This window comes from Bacillus sp. AFS015802 (assembly GCF_002561455.1).
Lineage (GTDB): Bacteria > Bacillota > Bacilli > Bacillales > Bacillaceae_B > Rossellomorea.
In genome coordinates this window covers 110,832-126,606 of the sequence record NZ_NTUP01000070.1, presented here as the reverse complement: position 1 = coordinate 126,606, position 15,775 = coordinate 110,832, and the positions used below count along the sequence as shown (strand labels likewise).

Genomic DNA, 15,775 nt, shown 5'->3' with positions numbered 1-15,775 from the left:
TTTATTCAGGTTCCTATAAGATACATTATGTTAACTGGAAAATTAAATATAATATCTCTAAATCCGTCATAATCTCTATCAAATACTCCCCCATTAGTTAGTTAATGAAGCCTTTTGCTACGCATCTTTAAATAAAAGATTGTTTTAGCTTACCATCCCTTTTTACATCATTTAGACAATTCCGAAGCTTGAACAAATTGACCATCATTTCATTTCACACTAAATAAATTCTCATCATAGAATATAGATAAAATCTACACCTTACATTCACAAATTGGTTAAGAAAGCTGTGATTGACAAGATGAAAAATAATAAGGATCATCACTTTTCATTTCAAAATCTACAGGAAACCGGGATGTCATTTGACCAGGTCTTTGAACATATTGTGAAATTCATGCAATCAGAGCCAAACGGACACTATCGATTAATGGTTGGGACTGATTCTCAAGTTCATCACTCACATACCACCTTCATAACAGGAATTGTGATTTTAAATGAAGGAAATGGTGTGTGGGCATGTCTAAGAAAAGTATTAATCCCAAGAAGAATGCTGCAATTGCATGAGCGGATCTCATACGAGTTATCATTATCCGAAGAAATTGTTTCGCTGTTTACTGAGGAAAGAAAAAATCAGTTAATTGATATCGTCCTTCCTTACATTTATGTTGGTGCCTCGTTTACTATGGAGGGTCATATTGATATCGGAAATGGAAAGCAGAATAAAACGAGTAAGTTTGTAAAGGAAATGGTTTCAAGGATGGAAGCCATAGGTGTGGAACCGAAAATTAAACCTGATGCTTTCGTCGCTTCCAGCTATGCGAACCGTTATACAAAATAAATGATCTATCAGCCCTCACATTTTTCGACATTAAAAATACTATATTATGTAAGATTACTAGAATCATGTAAAAGGATGTCTGATAATGGATAAGAAAATGAATGTTCAGCTCTCCCCTCCCTGGATCACCTATTTTAATGAATTGAAAAATACAATCGGAACAGATCCCGAAGTAACAATGGGACCGCTGATTCCGGTAGATTCACAATATATCGCCATCGTGACCACAACAAATAATGAAAAAGCTGCCGCCTTGGCAACCCTCCTTGACCCATCCATTGAGTTTGGTAACGTCACTTTGACCGTGATTATTGTAAACAATGAACAGGAAATCGTGACGGGGCTCCCTTGCCCACTCCGTTCATTTGCAGTAGCAGAACTTGTTCAAGTCGCCCTGGAAGGAAATCCCTACTTTGAAAGAGTAGTGGTCAAACCTCAGCTCCCTGGTGGACCAAACGCTGTTTACCCCGTATTTAAAGCCGAGGTTATCCAGTTTTTTAACGATGATATATCGAACCTTTGTAATAGCTTTACAGGTGTAGCTTCAACTGTTTTCAGCGATGTTATGAAAGATGATGTTTGCGGTGTAGCAATCTTATTTTCTACAGATTGCGAAGAATAACAAAACGCCTGGAAAGGTATTTCCAGGCGTTTTGAAATATTTTATCTTTGATTTTCTCCATATATCTCTTGTTTTCTACCTTATTTGCTTAATTTTCCTGAACGGAACATGTGTTCTTATCTGATTTAACGTCCCTTTTTCATTGTTTTTCTTTTTGTTTAAAATGTTCCCTCAGCAGGAACTTTTGAATTTTCCCACTTGCATTACGGGGAAGCTCATTCACAAATACATATTCCCTTGGCCGCTTATAATCTGCCAGCAGATCTCCACTCTTCAAAAATAAATCAAGGTCCCCTGATGAAAGAGAAGGATTTTTCGATACCACTACTGCTAAAACCTGCTCTCCCCATGTATTATCCGGTTGACCGAGGACGGCGACATCCAACACATCTTCATGAACATGCAGGGCGTCCTCTACCTCTCGCGGATAGACGTTCTCCCCTCCTGTAATCACCATATCATCCACCCTGTCAGCCACATACAAATATCCGTCTTCATCCATGTAACCTAAGTCACTGGAGTGGTACCAGCCTTTATACAACGCTTGATCCGTCGCTTCCTTCCGGTTAAAGTATTCAAGCATCGTGCATGAGCCCCTGACGAGGATCTCCCCGACTTCACCGGGTTTACATATATCTTCAGGATCAGAAGGGCCATTCTCAGAGGGTCTTACCACTCGTATTTCATGGTTATAAGCGGCACGACCGGCGGAACCCGCCTTCGTTAACTGTTCATCCTGAAGCAGGAACGTAACCGCTGGCCCCATCTCGGTCTGACCATACGCCTGGATCAGGTCGACATTCATCGTTTCCTGTAGAGCCCTGACAAGAACTGGCGCCATCGGGGCAGCCCCGTAGAGACCGATCCGGAGTGATGAAGTATCATACTCCTCCACCCCATGTTGGAGAAGCATATTCCACATGGTCGGTGCCGCGAAAAGATTGGTGACTCTCTCACGTTGTATGACATCCAATACCGTCTGGGGCTGGAACTGATGAACGATGATATTTTTCGCTCCCGCTTGTACCCGTGGAAGGAAACAGCAATGAAGTTCGGCACAATGGAACATGGGAGCTGTAACAAGTCCGATATCATTTGGTGTAAGCCCCATGACCGATGTACAGATCAAACTCTGCTCCGCCATATCCCGGTGTCTGTGGAGCACCCCTTTTGGTCTGCCGGTGGTCCCGCTCGTGTACATGATGGCATAAATGTCCGTTTCTTCTACTGAAAAATCAGCAAGTGCGGTGGAACAAGGACTCACTACCTCATGATAGCTTTGTGCAAATTCCGGCGCTTTGTCCCCCACATACCAAAAAAGGGTCTGAGGAAAGTTCTTGGATATCCCTTCAATCGGTTGGGAAAGAGCTTCTTCAAACAGTACGACCTTAGGTTCTGCATCTTCTAAAATAAAGTGGATTTCCTTTCCTTTCAGACGGAAGTTAATCGGATTGATCACGGCACCGATTTTCCCGCATGCAAAATAGACATTGGCCAACTCCAATGTATTGAATAGATACGTAGAAACCCGGTCCCCTTTCCTTACGCCTGCTTCCAATAGGGCATTGGCCACACGATGGACTTCATCCTGCCACTCCCCAAAGGTTAACCGTTTACCAGTCTTCTCTTCTACGATTGCCTCCTTATTGCGGAATTTCATTACCGTTTGATCAAAAATAGATCCAGTGGTTGCGTACATTTTTTTCCTCCTTATTAGTAAGGTGTTCCATTCTGACACATTCCCTATCCATATTGTTCGTGACGGGTGTCCCTTTCCCCTCCTTGATATCAGATAATTCAGAAATATATCACGAAGAAAAAACCATCATCTCTAAATGGAATAGAAATGACGGTTTTATCAAAATCATGAAGCTTTTTGCTCCCTCACCACAACATTCAACTTTCGTTTAGATAACACATTAAAAAAGATATTCAGCCCAATCGCGGTTAAACTGCCGGCCACGATTCCGTTATCCGTCAAGATGCGGATGCTTGTTGGCATTTGAGCAAACAGTTCAGGGACAGCCGTTACCCCAAGTCCCATTCCTACAGAACATGCGATGATCAATAGGTTCTCCTGTGAAGCAAAATTCACGTGACTCAGCATTTTAATTCCGTACGCGACCACCATACCGAACATGGCGACCATCGCACCTCCCAATACTGAAGCGGGAATCACAGTGGTAAGTGCACCGATTTTCGGGACCAAACCAAGGATCACAAGGAAAGCACCCGTTGCATATATCACATTATTCCGCTTCACACCCGAAAGCTGTACCAATCCGACATTCTGGGAATACGCCGTATACGGAAATGCGTTGAATAATCCACCGAGGACGATGGCCAGTCCTTCTGCACGATACCCTCTTGCTAAATCTTCTTCTGAAATCCTTTTATCAGTGATATCCCCAAGGGCGAAATACACACCCGTTGACTCGACCAGGCTGACCATGGCTACAAGAATCATCGTGAGGATGGCTGTTATTTCAAAGGTCGGCATCCCGAAGTAGAATGGTTTAGCCATATGAAACCACGAGGCATCACCAACAGCACTGAAATCGACTTTTCCGAGAACAAAAGCGACGGCCGTTCCTGCCATCAGTCCGAGTAAAATGGATACTGAGCGGACAAAACCTGTAAAGAATTTATATAAGAATAATATGAATAACAACGTTCCAAACGCTAATGACAGATTTTCCAATGAACCAAAATCCGCACTCCCCTGACCGCCTGCCACATTGTTCATGGCAACGGGGATCAGTGTGATCCCAATGATGGTCACGACAGAGCCCGTCACGACAGGCGGGAAAAAGCGGACGAGCTTCCCAAAATATTTACTGATCGCAATGACGAATAGACCTGAAACGAGAATCGATCCGTAGATGGCAGAGATCCCATACTGACCTCCAATCGCAATCATGGGCCCGACTGCCGTGAACGTACATCCGAGAACAACCGGTAGTCCGATCCCGAAGAATCGATTACTCCACACTTGCAGCAGGGTAGCGATTCCACACATGAAAATATCGATGGATACAAGATACGTAAGCTGTTCTCCCGAAAGTCCAAGGGCCCCTCCGACGATCAAGGGGACAATGACCGCACCTGCATACATGGCAAGAACATGCTGGATACCAAGTGAAGCCAGTTTAAGAGGCTGATTCTTCATGATACAGTCGCCTCCTCTTGCTTAAATTGTACTTCTCCGTTTTCAAGGGACTCTATTTCAGCTAAAGATTCCACTCTATAGCCAGTATCCCGGACAATTTTTCCGCCATTTTGAAATGACTTTTCAATGACAATTCCGATTCCGGCGACAACCGCTTCCGCCTGCTTCACTAAGTCGATCAACCCCAATGCTGCCTGCCCGTTTGCCAGGAAATCATCGATCAATAAGACTCGATCATTTTTTTGTATGTACTCTCTTGAGATGGAAATGGTATTTTCTTCTTGCTTGGTGAATGAATAGACCTTTGAAGTAAGAACTCCCTCAGTTAGCGTCAACGATTTCTTTTTTCGTGCAAAGACTAGTGGAACATTCATCTGAAGGGCAGCCATCACACCTGGTGCGATCCCTGATGATTCAATGGTCAGTATCTTTGTGATTCCTTCCTCTTTGAAACGATGCGCAAATTCTTTCCCAATTTCCATCATCAGTTCCGGATCAATTTGATGATTTAGGAAAGAATCGACCTTTAATACCGTTTCTGAAAGGACGACCCCCTCCGCTTTGATCTTATTCTTTAATACATTCATGAATGAACCGCTCCTTTACCTGTTGTAGATACTAAAAAACCCAAAGGATTTGTGCTCACATCAGAGTGAGACAATGACCTTTGGGTTAGGCAAAGAGCGTCCATAAAGACGCACCTATCATTGCTCACCCATAGTCGGATCATTTACGGTAATCCGGTAGAAACTCGCGGGCCATATCCCCGCTATTATATGAGTGAAAAATAAATATGAATTTGATATTGGTTAGTATACCGGCAACTCATCCATTTGTAAAGACTCATTTCCTAACATTAAAAACAAATTCAGTGTTAAATGTTCGTGAAATAAGAAGGTGTTTCTAATGATTCCCTTTTCAAAGGGAAATAGGTTCAGAAAATATCTTATTGATAATATAGATAAAAAGTCATATCTTCAATGGTCAGAACTATAATCATATTATGTAGTGATTTTTCATCCTTATTGGATAACAGGAGGGATTCTATGAAACAAAATGCCGTGGCCATAGGTCTAAAAGTATTTGCATGGTTTTTATTTTCCGCCGGTAGTATTACCGCAATGAAATTGGATGTTTCTAAATCGGGTATTTTCGGGATCGAGGATATGACATCTGCCATTTGGCTGCTATATCTTCTTTCTTTAGGAGCAACGATGTTTTTCTTAGGATTAAGTGAAATTGTACATTTGAATCAGCAAAAAATAAATCAGAGCCTTGTAGAGGGCCAATCATAATCTTCATAGATGACAGATGAGTAAAGCATGGGAAATTTATACTCCCCATGCTTTACTCATTTTCAATTACCTCAAGCTTATACGAAAGTTCTCTTAACAGCTTTCTTTTTTCCTTTTCAGGTAAATCCGATGCTTTGATATCCTTTCTCTCAGAAGAAATGATTGCAAGCTTCTCGATGAAAGAATCATCAAATGGTTGAGATAGTTGATTCGTAAGCTTCTTTGCTAAGAATGGACTTGCACCACCTGTAGATACAGCGATGGTGAAAGTTCCTTTTTGTGTAAAGGAGACCATCTGCATATTTCCACAATCCCCATCGTCCACTACACATAATAGCTGGTTTTCCTCGGAATACCTTTTCACCTGTTCGTTCACCCATCGTTTGTTTGTGGCAGCGATGACGATAAAAGCATTCCGTACATCCTCTCTTCCCACTTCTCTCTTGATCCAGGAAATCTTATTCTCTTCATGCAGTACTTTGATCTCATCGACTATCTCCGGACTGATGACGGTAATCCTTGCTCCCTGCTCATAAAATACAGAGAGCTTACGAAATGCCACTCTCCCTCCACCCACAATCGTTACTTGTTTACCAGAGACATCAATCATGACTGGCAGCATAGTTTTCTCCTTTTGCCCAAAGTGACTCATATACCCTGTCCAGGAACGCTTCTTCCACAAGCGGATCATAACCTAAATAATTCCCGAGTTTGATATGTTCATTATTCGTTCTCTGTATTTCCTTTTCAATTCCCTTCATCAGTAACCCGGTAAATAAAAGATATGGGATGAAGATGACGTTTTTATCTGAATGCCTTACAGACTCCAAGGTTTCTGTAAAGCTTGGAGAAGCTGCTGTTAAATAGCATGTTTTCACAGCCTTTAACGTGGTTCTACTGTGAACAAGCGCTGCAATGGAATCAAGATCTCGCCTGACATCGGGGTCAGAGCTCCCTCTTCCAATTAATACAGCGATGGCAGAGGAATCAATCGATATGGCTTCCTCAATCTTTTTAATGACACTTTCGACCATTTTATCGTGAATACCTATGGGACGACCGTACTTCACATGAATAGCCGGATAGGCATCCCTGCATTTTTGAATTTCATCCGGGATATCCGTTTTGGCATGGACTGCTGTCAGAAGGAGAAGGGGAACGACCGATATATGCGTCGCTCCTTTTTCAACGCAAACGGTGAATCCTTCTTCTATGGAAGGGGATGCAAGCTCTAGAAAGGTGATTTCCTGAATATCGGCCTTCACATGTTTCTGGCATCGCTTGATAAAGGATACCGCCTCTTCCCGTGCTTTCTCAACCCGGCTGCCATGACAGACGTACAGGACTGCATGCTTCATCTATAAAGCCTCGCTCATGAGCATTTTCTGTTCGAACCATTGAATCTTCTCCCGATACCGTACTACTTCTCCAACGATGATCATGCTTGGATTTTCAATTTTTTCGTTCTTGACGATATCGACGATCGTGTCCAGCGTCCCTGTGACGGTCTTCTGCACGTCTGTTGTTCCCCAGTGAACCAGTGCCACAGGGGTTTCTTTGGATTTTCCGTATTTGATGAGCTTTTCTTTAATATAAGGAAGGTTACTGACACCCATATAAATCGCAAGAGTATCGATTCCTTTCGATAAACCTTCCCATTTCTCATCTTCCAGTTGATTGTTTTGTTTATGGCCCGTCACAAAGGCAACACTTGAACTGGCATCCCGGTGAGTGACGGGAATCCCTGCATAGGCAGCTGCGGCGATTCCTGACGTAATGCCAGGGACGATTTCAAATGGGATCCCTTTTACCGCACACGCTTCCGCTTCTTCTCCTCCCCTTCCAAAAACAAATGGGTCCCCTCCCTTCAATCTCACCACCACTTTCCCGCTGGAGGCATAGCGGACCAGGAAGTGATTGATCGTTTCCTGTTTCATCGTATGGTAGTTTGGCAGTTTTCCACAGTAGATCAAGTCCGCCCCCTTCTTGGCGTATGAGAGAAGTTCTTTATTCACCAATCGGTCATACAGGATGACGTCTGCTTTTTGTATGGATTTTAATGCTTTCACCGTTATCAGTTCCGGATCGCCCGGACCCGCTCCCACTAAATATACCTTCCCCATTGTCTTCCTCCTTATGATTTGATGATTGTTTCCTGTTCATGCAGAACGAACCCTGCACCATTTCCCCGGATCCTCCGCTTCTCATATAGAGAAATATCCACGACATCCGGCTTTTTCAAAAAGTACTTCTCAAGTTCTATCTCCACCAGGTCAAAGGCTTTTTCATCTGATTCAGCCGCTACTACGACGATTGTCACAAAATCACGTGCCGTGACTTCAAATCGATACAAATTCATCTATCTTTTCCTCCTTATGCTTCTTGAAGCAGTTGGTCCAACGATTCCTGAAGGGGAGATGTCCCGACCCGGTTGATGTAGTCAAAAAAGGTTTCTCCCTGTTCTTTCGTTTGTTTAAAATGGATCAATAATTGCTTCACAACTTCTGTCAGATTGGAGGCTTCCACTTTTCCCTTCAACTTTTCATTCAGTTTCCCGCCGTCTTGCAAGGTCCCGCCTACATAGATTTCAAAAGCTTCGATCATTTTTTTGTCTTTGGTTCTCATTTTGATACCCTGCAGTCCGATATCTGCAATCTGTCGCTGTCCGCATGAGTTCGGGCATCCAACCATATGGATCCTGACCGGTACATCCAAGGTCAATTCCCGATCGAGCTCGTTTGCGATTAGTCGCATCCGCTCCTTCGTCTCTACCAGGGCGAGATTGCAGTATTCAATCCCTGTGCATGATACGGAATAACCGATAAAGGACAGTGGACTCGTTGAAATTCGATCAAAAATCTTCTCGGAAAGCAGAGCATCCACATGCTCATCTGGTATATTCGGAATGATGAGATTCTGAGAATTACAGTTTCTGAGTTCACCATTTCCGTATTTCTTTGAGATCCTGGCAAGTTCAAACACTTCATCCGAGTTCAGCCTGCCGACCGGAACATTCAGCCCAACGTAATTAAGCCCTTCCTGTTTCTGGGGATGGACCCCGTAGAAGTACCCCGCGTTCCATCCTTTCACTGCATCGGTCCCTGCCGGGAGGAGTTCTACATACTCCAGTAACTTCTCCTTGAATTTCTCCGGCCCCCAGTCGGCCATCAGGAATTTCAACCGTGCCAAATGGCGTTTCTCCCGATAACCGTAATCTCGGAAAATGGTCGTAAGGGCAACCGTCACATCTTTCACTTGATGAGGGAGGACGAATACATCCAGTTCCTCTGCAAGGAATGGTCTTGCTGACAACCCTCCCCCGACTTTCACATGAAATCCGGCCACTTCCTTACCGTCAACCTTTTTTCTAGCAGGAACAAAAGAAACACAGTTGATTTCAGCATTTGATGCATTATTGATATTTGCAGAGATTGCGACTTTATACTTTCTTGGAAGGTTTGAAAAATCTTCATTATGCTGGAAGAAATCATATACTTCCTTCACAACGCTGCGTGTATCGAATAATTCATCAGGGTCGATTCCAGCCAGTGGATTTCCGACGATATTACGAGTAATATCCCCGCATGCCCCAGCAGAAGATAATCCGACTTTCTCCAATCGCTTGAAAATATCCGGGATTTGCTCGATTTTCAGCCAGTGGAACTGGATCGCCTGGCGGGTAGTGATATCATACACATCCCTGCCGTATTCCTTACAGATGGAAGCAAGCTCCCTTGCCTGATCGTACGATAATATGCCGGAAGGGACATTGACCCTCATCATGAAATACCCGTCTTCCTTTGGTCTTTGAAGGTAAAGTCCTGCCCATTTGAATTTATCCCATTCTTCTTTCGGGATGGATGAGAATCCGTTTTCTGCATAATACGGAATATCATCGAATATCTTCAATCCGTCTTTTTCCAGCTTCCATTGTTCCGTTTTGTTCAATTTTTCATTTGACTCCCATGATTTCTTATATGCCATGATTTCCTCTCCTTATATCAATTGTTTTTGCTTTAATTCCGTCAAAAGAATTTCTACACATTGTTCAATTGAGTTCTTCTCTGTATCCAGGACGATTTCCGGATTTTCCGGTTCTTCATACGGAGCACTGATTCCCGTGAAATGGGTGATTTCTTGTTTGCGGGCTTTTTTATACAGCCCTTTTGGGTCCCGCTTTTCACATTCCTCCAGGGAACAGTGTACGTATACTTCCAGAAATTCTTCAGGTCCGACCAGGCTTCTCACAAGGTCCCGATCTTTTCTGTAAGGTGAAATAAACGCGGTGAGCACGATTTGACCACTATCAATGAAGAGTTTCGACACTTCCCCTATCCGTCTGATGTTTTCTTTACGGTCGTCCTCGTTAAAGCCCAAATCCTGGTTCAATCCATGGCGGACGTTATCTCCATCCAGAACGTACACCTGCTTTCCCTGATTAAAAAGGGAGGCAGCCAATGCATTCGCTACTGTCGATTTACCTGAAGCAGATAATCCTGTGAACCAGAGAATGAAACTTTGATGACCATTTTTATCCCTTCTTTCCTTTTTTGTGATTGTCGACTGATGCCATACGATGTTCTCTTGTTTACCACTCAATCTATCTTCCTCCCCGTCCGGTTATTTGGATTCTTGTTTCAGACCACTGATCAATACTTCAATTACTTCTGGACGACTGAAAGTGGATGGAGGGACCTCACCGTTCCTAAGCATTCCTCTCACTTTGGTTCCTGAAAGGATGACATGATGCTCTTTCCCGTGAGGGCAGGTCTTCGTCGTTGCCATCCCTTCGCATTTGTTGCAGTAGAAGCTATGTTCGAAGCGAAGGGGAGTGATCCCGATTTCTTCTTCCGTAAACTGATCAAAGATTTTTTGTGCATCATAGGTTCCGTAATAATCACCGACACCAGCATGATCCCGCCCGACAATGAAATGTGTACAGCCATAGTTTTTCCGGACCAACGCATGAAAGATCGCTTCCCTTGGCCCTGCATATCTCATAGCTGCAGGAAAGACGCCTAGAAATACACGGTCCTTCGGGTAATAGTTCCTAAGAAGAACATCATAGCTCTTCATCCGTATTTCCGCTGAAATGTCATCCGCTTTCGTTTCACCCACCAGCGGATTTAAAAATAGGGCATCCACCGTTTCCAAAGCCGTTTTCTGAATGTATTCATGTGCCCTGTGAACGGGGTTTCTGGTCTGGAACCCGACAATCGTTCTCCATCCCTTGTCTTTGAACCTTTTACGTGTTTCAACCGGATCGAATGTATACTCCCTGAAAGGCTTGGAGAGCCTTTTCACAAGTGTAATCCTGCCTCCGACATACACATCACCACGATCGAATAGTTTCTTTACTCCGGGATGTTCCCCGTCCGTCGTTCCATAGACAAGAAGGGCTTCTTTATATTTGTCAGGTTCGTAGATATCCTCCACATCGATAATCCCGTATGTTTCTCCTTCATAGACAAGCCGGCTCCTTTTCCCTATCTGCACAAAACCAGCCTGCTCCCTGTCGATGGGCAGAGTGATGGGAATGCTCCATACACATCCGCTCTCAAGCCGTAATGATTCCACCACGGTCTGATAATCCCTTTTGGTCAAGAATCCTTCTAAGGGACTGTAAGCACCGATTGCAATCAGTTCCAGATCACTCAATGCGATTTCGTCCAATGGTATTTCCTGCTGAATATCCTCATAGGATTCTTGAGGCAAGTAAGATTGAATAAGCACTCCTCCGTGTGGCTGTAAACTCATGTAAAATATCCTCCTTAACATATTTAAATAATCGGAATTAAAATCAAATTCCACCTCCATCTTCATGGACAGACCGTCTTTCCTCGTTAATGACCCTCATCAGGGACAGCGCACCTACTGTGGAAATAATGACGCTAATCGGTACGACAATTGAGTACAGATCACTATCGATCAACAGTTTGACCAAAAAGTATGAAATACTGAGTGAAATCAATGGGGAGACCACCCAGATTTTGACGATTTTTTTGACGATTTTCTTTTGCAGCATGTGCTTGCCGTTTTTAGCTACACCCAAACCAATGATGGATGAGGACGTAACCTGTGTCAGAGGGATCGGCAATCCATACAGAGAGCTCAAGATGACGAGGAAGGCTCCTGTTGAGGAAATGACAATTCCTTCTGCCTTTGAGTATTGCGTAATTTTCTTGCCGTTTGTTTCGACTACTTTCTTTCCCAGTAAAACAGCTCCGAGTGCAACAAATGCACCACCAATCAAGATTCCACGCGAAGGTGATATCAGCCCTGCCCCGACCAAAGGACCAACGGCATTGGCAACATTATTCATCCCTGCTGAGAAAGCTTCAAAGAATCCAGCGATGATCAACAGATAAGCAAGCCACTGTTTATCAAAATGAAACCCCCGCTTTTCAAGCTGGACCAAACCTAATCCGGCAAGGCAGGTCACGAAAAAGGCGATGACAGGGACGATAACCCAGAAAGACATGATCGTAATAAGTGATTTTACATACAGAACCTGATAGGCTACCCCGACTCCTACCACGGCTCCTACCGTGACCTCACTCGTAGACAGCGGAATCCCGATCACATTCGCCAGAAATAGTGAAATCGTTGCAGATAACAAAATAATGAGTACAATTTTGATCGACAAAAGATTTTGCGGGATGATCCCTGAACTGATTGTCTTGACAACTTCTCCACCACCGAGAACCGCACCGCTCAAAACACCTGCAGCACAAATCCACAATGCAGTCCTGATATTCCTGATCGCTCCCGCTCCGTATGCAACCCCCATTGATGCTGCCGCTCCACTGGCACCAATGTTCATGGCGAAGAACAAGCTGATGATAAGGGCAGAGATTTCAAGCAAAGCTTATCCCCCGTCCCCATGCAGGCCGCATTCTGTCTTCCCTTTTCCTTTCCATCTTCCGGAGCGGAGATCATTGATGTCGAGGGACGGTGAGGTACAATGGAAACAGCCTATACTCGGATAACCCTGATCGTGAAGGGTGTTATATGATAGATTATGTTTATGGACGTATCGCCAAATCTCCTTCCAGGTCCAGTGAATCAACGGACATATCTTGACAGATTGAAATTTTTCATCTTTATTAATGAATTCAATGTGTTGCCTTGTAGGGGATTGTTCTCTCCTTAATCCAGATATCCAGGCATTTCCCTCCGATAATGTTTCTTTAAGCGGATCCAGCTTACGTATTTGACAGCATTGGTTCGGGTTGGTTTCCCATAATTTATCCCCATAGGCTTCAGCCTGCTCCTCAAGGGTCAGTACAGGCTTTTTCATATGGATGGTCAACCCTGGATAAGTCTCCTTCACTTTCTCAATGATTTCATACGTTTCTTTGAAATGAACCCCTGTATCAAGGAACACGATGGTCGCCTGCGGCTGTACCTTGGATATGAGATCGATGAGCACAATGCCTTCAATCCCGAAACTGCACGCATATACCACACTTTCACCATAATGATCATATGTCCATTTCAGAACGTTCAACGCCCCTTTGTAGACCGGATCCACTTCAAAGTCCAAGGTTGGCTTTTTCCAAGTCCGATACGTTAACATAGGACACTCCTTTCCCTGATGCTTATCCAAAGAAAAAGAGGCGGTAACAGAAAATACAGGGAATCCCTATATTTTTGCTACGCGCCTCTAGTTTGTCTAGTCAGCTTATTTGATTCGTACTTTTTCATTTTTCTCTAATTGAATGACTTTGCCGTCTTGAACGACAATGGTGATCGAACCATAATTCATGGATTCAAGCATGGACTGGATTTTCTCTGCCACTGCCTCAAACTGTGCCTGTTGACCTTTTTCTCTTGTCACACGATTCCCCCAATTTTCGTCTTATCCAGTTCATTCAAAAAGAAAAAACAACCTTCCATTTTGGAAAGTTGTTCAGGTAAGGATACCTTATCTTCCAAAATGGATAAACATTTTGCTGGAATTAGCACCTTACAATACGTAGGTTGCTGGGCTTCACAGGGCCAGATCCCTCCACCACTCTGGATAAGAGTTATTAATTTTAATATTCTAAATAATATCACATTCCCGAAAGAAGTCAACCCGACTTTTTCGATCGGATTTATGTCTTTTGACTTATTTTTCTTTCAACGTCCGATCTCTTTATGTTTATTCGATGGAAATTGGATTTAAAACACTATTTTGAGAAAGCACGATTTCGTTCACAGCTGACTATTTCCTCAATGATCCATTAGCTCAAAAACGACTTTCCCCACTATCACATTTTTTTCAATCTGATTGACTGCAGTGATATTAAAATGAAGAAGGTTATCCTGTTTATCCAGCATTTCTGCCCGTAAGGTAATCACATCATTCAACATGACCATCCCTTTAAACCGTACGGAGTAATCCTTGATAAAACCTTCTGCATAATGGGGACTGAACAGTTTTGATACATTGCCCATCGTCCACATACCGTGGGCGATGATTCCTGGCAGACCCAACTTCTGTGCTTCATCATCGATCGTGTGAATAGGATTATAATCCCCCGATGCCCCGGCATATTTGATCAAGTCGATCCTCGATACCGGGTCTAACTCGACAGGAGGAAGTGAAACTCCTGCATGAAGTGACCGTAGTGTTGTTGTCATTTACTCAACCTCTTTCTAACAGCTTCTGTAATAATGACAATGGCTTCGGAAGTGAAAATCCTTTTGCCCTCGACATCTTCACCCACATCTTCTATAACAAGGAACCCCAGTGTCCCTCCTGAACCGTTTCGCTCATAATAATCTTTAATTTCCGTGTAACAGTGGATGGTTTCACCAACACTCAAAGGCCTTTCATACTGAAACGACTGTTCACCGTGAATCAATCCCACGTTTGGTAAATGAAAGCCTTCGATTGTACCGTACTCCAACACTCTTGGAAAAGTGGGAGGAGCGATGTTTCCACCAAATCTCGAGCGCTTCCCGGCATCTTTATCCATATAGATGGGATGGGGGTCACCAATGGCTTCTGCAAACTTACGAACGGCACCTCTTTCCACACAGTTCTCAACGGGAGCCGAACGTTTTCCGATAAATGACTGAAACATATCTTTCACCCCTTTTAGTCTTTCGGCCCTCCTGCTACATAAAGGACCTGTCCATTGACGAATGAAGACTTTTCATCTGCAAAAAAGGCCACTGCGTTCGCAATATCTTCAGGCAGTCCGCTTCTTCCCACAGGGATTCCCTTCAGGCTCGCCTCTACCAATTGCTCAAATGTAATCCCTATTCGTTTCGCCGTCTCTTTCGTCATCTCGGTTTCGATGAATCCGGGTGCTACCGCATTGGTCGTGATTCCAAATGGTCCGAGCTCAATGGCAAGGGTTTTCGTAAGCCCCTGAAGACCCGCTTTTGCTGTAGCATAATTGGCCTGGCCACGGTTCCCGAGTGCAGAAGTGGAAGAAATATTGATGATCCGACCATACTTTTGTTTCACCATATACTTCTGTGCTGCCTTCGCTACATTAAATGAACCCTTCAAATGTACATCCATGACGGTCTGCCAATCATTCTCGGTCATTTTAAATAGCAGATTATCCCTGATGACGCCTGCATTATTGACGACAATGTCAAGGGAACCAAAAGATTCATACACTTCCTTCATCGCATTATCCACTTCCTGTGATTCTACGACATTGGCCACTTTTGTATACAATTCATACTGCTTAAGTTCATCACCCGCTTCATTCAACGCCTCTTCATTCACGTCGATGATGGCCACCTTTGCTCCTTCTTCAGCCAGGAGCCCCGCGATCGCTCTGCCGATCCCTCTGCTTCCACCCGTCACCATTGCCACTTTTCCTCTGAATCGTTCTCCCATTCCT

General features: G+C 43.8%; 19 protein-coding genes and 2 riboswitches. Of the genes, 3 read left to right on the top strand and 16 right to left on the bottom strand.

The features are described from left to right. Window positions 1-301 precede the first annotated feature (301 nt). Window positions 302-838, top strand: a complete 537-nt coding sequence (locus CN378_RS21620; RefSeq protein WP_098354589.1) for a ribonuclease H-like YkuK family protein — start codon at window positions 302-304, stop codon at window positions 836-838. 85 nt (window positions 839-923) lie between these two features. Continuing rightward, a complete protein-coding gene (locus tag CN378_RS21615) occupies window positions 924-1,460 on the top strand; it encodes a hypothetical protein (RefSeq protein ID WP_098354558.1) in 537 nt (178 codons plus the stop codon). A gap of 139 nt (window positions 1,461-1,599) precedes the next feature. On the opposite strand, the gene CN378_RS21610 is transcribed toward CN378_RS21615, so the two are convergent. The 3 genes from CN378_RS21610 to CN378_RS21600 all read right to left on the bottom strand — a co-directional run bounded on the left by CN378_RS21610 (window position 1,600) and on the right by CN378_RS21600 (window position 5,216). Then, window positions 1,600-3,159, bottom strand: a complete 1,560-nt coding sequence (locus tag CN378_RS21610; protein ID WP_098354557.1) for a long-chain-fatty-acid--CoA ligase — start codon at window positions 3,157-3,159, stop codon at window positions 1,600-1,602. Between the two features lie 165 nt (window positions 3,160-3,324). Next, window positions 3,325-4,629: a nucleobase:cation symporter-2 family protein gene (locus CN378_RS21605; protein WP_098354556.1), complete on the bottom strand. Its 1,305-nt coding sequence runs from the start codon at window positions 4,627-4,629 to the stop codon at window positions 3,325-3,327. Then, window positions 4,626-5,216: a xanthine phosphoribosyltransferase gene (locus CN378_RS21600; RefSeq protein WP_098354555.1), complete on the bottom strand. Its 591-nt coding sequence runs from the start codon at window positions 5,214-5,216 to the stop codon at window positions 4,626-4,628. The genes CN378_RS21605 and CN378_RS21600 overlap by 4 nt, the downstream gene beginning before the upstream one ends. 111 nt (window positions 5,217-5,327) lie before the next feature. Beyond that, window positions 5,328-5,429, bottom strand: a riboswitch (purine riboswitch). A gap of 246 nt (window positions 5,430-5,675) precedes the next feature. Here CN378_RS21600 and CN378_RS21595 point away from each other — a divergent pair. After that, on the top strand, window positions 5,676-5,924 hold the full coding sequence (locus CN378_RS21595; protein ID WP_098354554.1) for a hypothetical protein: 249 nt from the start codon (window positions 5,676-5,678) through the stop codon (window positions 5,922-5,924). 52 nt (window positions 5,925-5,976) lie between these two features. On the opposite strand, the gene CN378_RS21590 is transcribed toward CN378_RS21595, so the two are convergent. The 13 genes from CN378_RS21590 to fabG form a co-directional block, all read right to left on the bottom strand. Next, on the bottom strand, window positions 5,977-6,546 hold the full coding sequence (locus tag CN378_RS21590; RefSeq protein ID WP_179885021.1) for a precorrin-2 dehydrogenase/sirohydrochlorin ferrochelatase family protein: 570 nt from the start codon (window positions 6,544-6,546) through the stop codon (window positions 5,977-5,979). Next, complete coding sequence (locus CN378_RS21585) at window positions 6,527-7,282, bottom strand: sirohydrochlorin chelatase (RefSeq protein ID WP_098354552.1); 756 nt, start codon at window positions 7,280-7,282, stop codon at window positions 6,527-6,529. Before CN378_RS21585 ends, CN378_RS21590 begins: the two co-directional genes overlap by 20 nt. Further along, complete coding sequence (cobA, locus tag CN378_RS21580; protein ID WP_098354551.1) at window positions 7,283-8,047, bottom strand: uroporphyrinogen-III C-methyltransferase; 765 nt, start codon at window positions 8,045-8,047, stop codon at window positions 7,283-7,285. An 11-nt stretch (window positions 8,048-8,058) separates the two neighbouring features. Beyond that, on the bottom strand, window positions 8,059-8,283 hold the full coding sequence (locus tag CN378_RS21575; RefSeq protein ID WP_098354550.1) for a DUF3906 family protein: 225 nt from the start codon (window positions 8,281-8,283) through the stop codon (window positions 8,059-8,061). Between the two features lie 14 nt (window positions 8,284-8,297). Then, the gene (locus tag CN378_RS21570) at window positions 8,298-9,908 is read right to left on the bottom strand and encodes a nitrite/sulfite reductase (RefSeq protein ID WP_098354549.1); all 1,611 of its coding nucleotides are present in this window, start codon (window positions 9,906-9,908) and stop codon (window positions 8,298-8,300) included. Between the two features lie 12 nt (window positions 9,909-9,920). Next, the gene (cysC, locus tag CN378_RS21565) at window positions 9,921-10,523 is read right to left on the bottom strand and encodes an adenylyl-sulfate kinase (RefSeq protein ID WP_098354548.1); all 603 of its coding nucleotides are present in this window, start codon (window positions 10,521-10,523) and stop codon (window positions 9,921-9,923) included. A gap of 21 nt (window positions 10,524-10,544) precedes the next feature. After that, the gene (gene sat / locus CN378_RS21560; protein WP_098354547.1) at window positions 10,545-11,681 is read right to left on the bottom strand and encodes a sulfate adenylyltransferase; all 1,137 of its coding nucleotides are present in this window, start codon (window positions 11,679-11,681) and stop codon (window positions 10,545-10,547) included. A 43-nt stretch (window positions 11,682-11,724) separates the two neighbouring features. Next, window positions 11,725-12,747, bottom strand: coding sequence for a sulfate permease (locus CN378_RS21555; RefSeq protein ID WP_098354588.1), 1,023 nt, complete (start codon window positions 12,745-12,747; stop codon window positions 11,725-11,727). 45 nt (window positions 12,748-12,792) lie between these two features. Beyond that, window positions 12,793-13,503 carry a phosphoadenylyl-sulfate reductase gene (locus tag CN378_RS21550; protein WP_098354546.1) on the bottom strand — a complete coding sequence of 237 codons (711 nt, stop codon included), beginning with the start codon at window positions 13,501-13,503 and terminating at the stop codon, window positions 12,793-12,795. Window positions 13,504-13,608: 105 nt separating this feature from the next. After that, entirely contained in the window at window positions 13,609-13,764 is a 156-nt protein-coding gene (locus CN378_RS21545; protein ID WP_257141233.1) for a YezD family protein, read from the bottom strand. An 84-nt stretch (window positions 13,765-13,848) separates the two neighbouring features. Then, window positions 13,849-13,954: riboswitch (SAM riboswitch) on the bottom strand. A 187-nt stretch (window positions 13,955-14,141) separates the two neighbouring features. Beyond that, window positions 14,142-14,552 (bottom strand): MaoC/PaaZ C-terminal domain-containing protein, encoded by a 411-nt coding sequence (locus CN378_RS21540; protein ID WP_098354545.1) that lies wholly within the window; start codon window positions 14,550-14,552, stop codon window positions 14,142-14,144. Further along, complete coding sequence (locus CN378_RS21535) at window positions 14,549-14,998, bottom strand: MaoC family dehydratase N-terminal domain-containing protein (RefSeq protein ID WP_098354544.1); 450 nt, start codon at window positions 14,996-14,998, stop codon at window positions 14,549-14,551. The genes CN378_RS21540 and CN378_RS21535 overlap by 4 nt, the downstream gene beginning before the upstream one ends. Window positions 14,999-15,012: 14 nt before the next feature. Then, on the bottom strand, window positions 15,013-15,771 hold the full coding sequence (gene fabG, locus CN378_RS21530) for a 3-oxoacyl-ACP reductase FabG (protein ID WP_098354543.1): 759 nt from the start codon (window positions 15,769-15,771) through the stop codon (window positions 15,013-15,015). Window positions 15,772-15,775 lie beyond the last annotated feature (4 nt).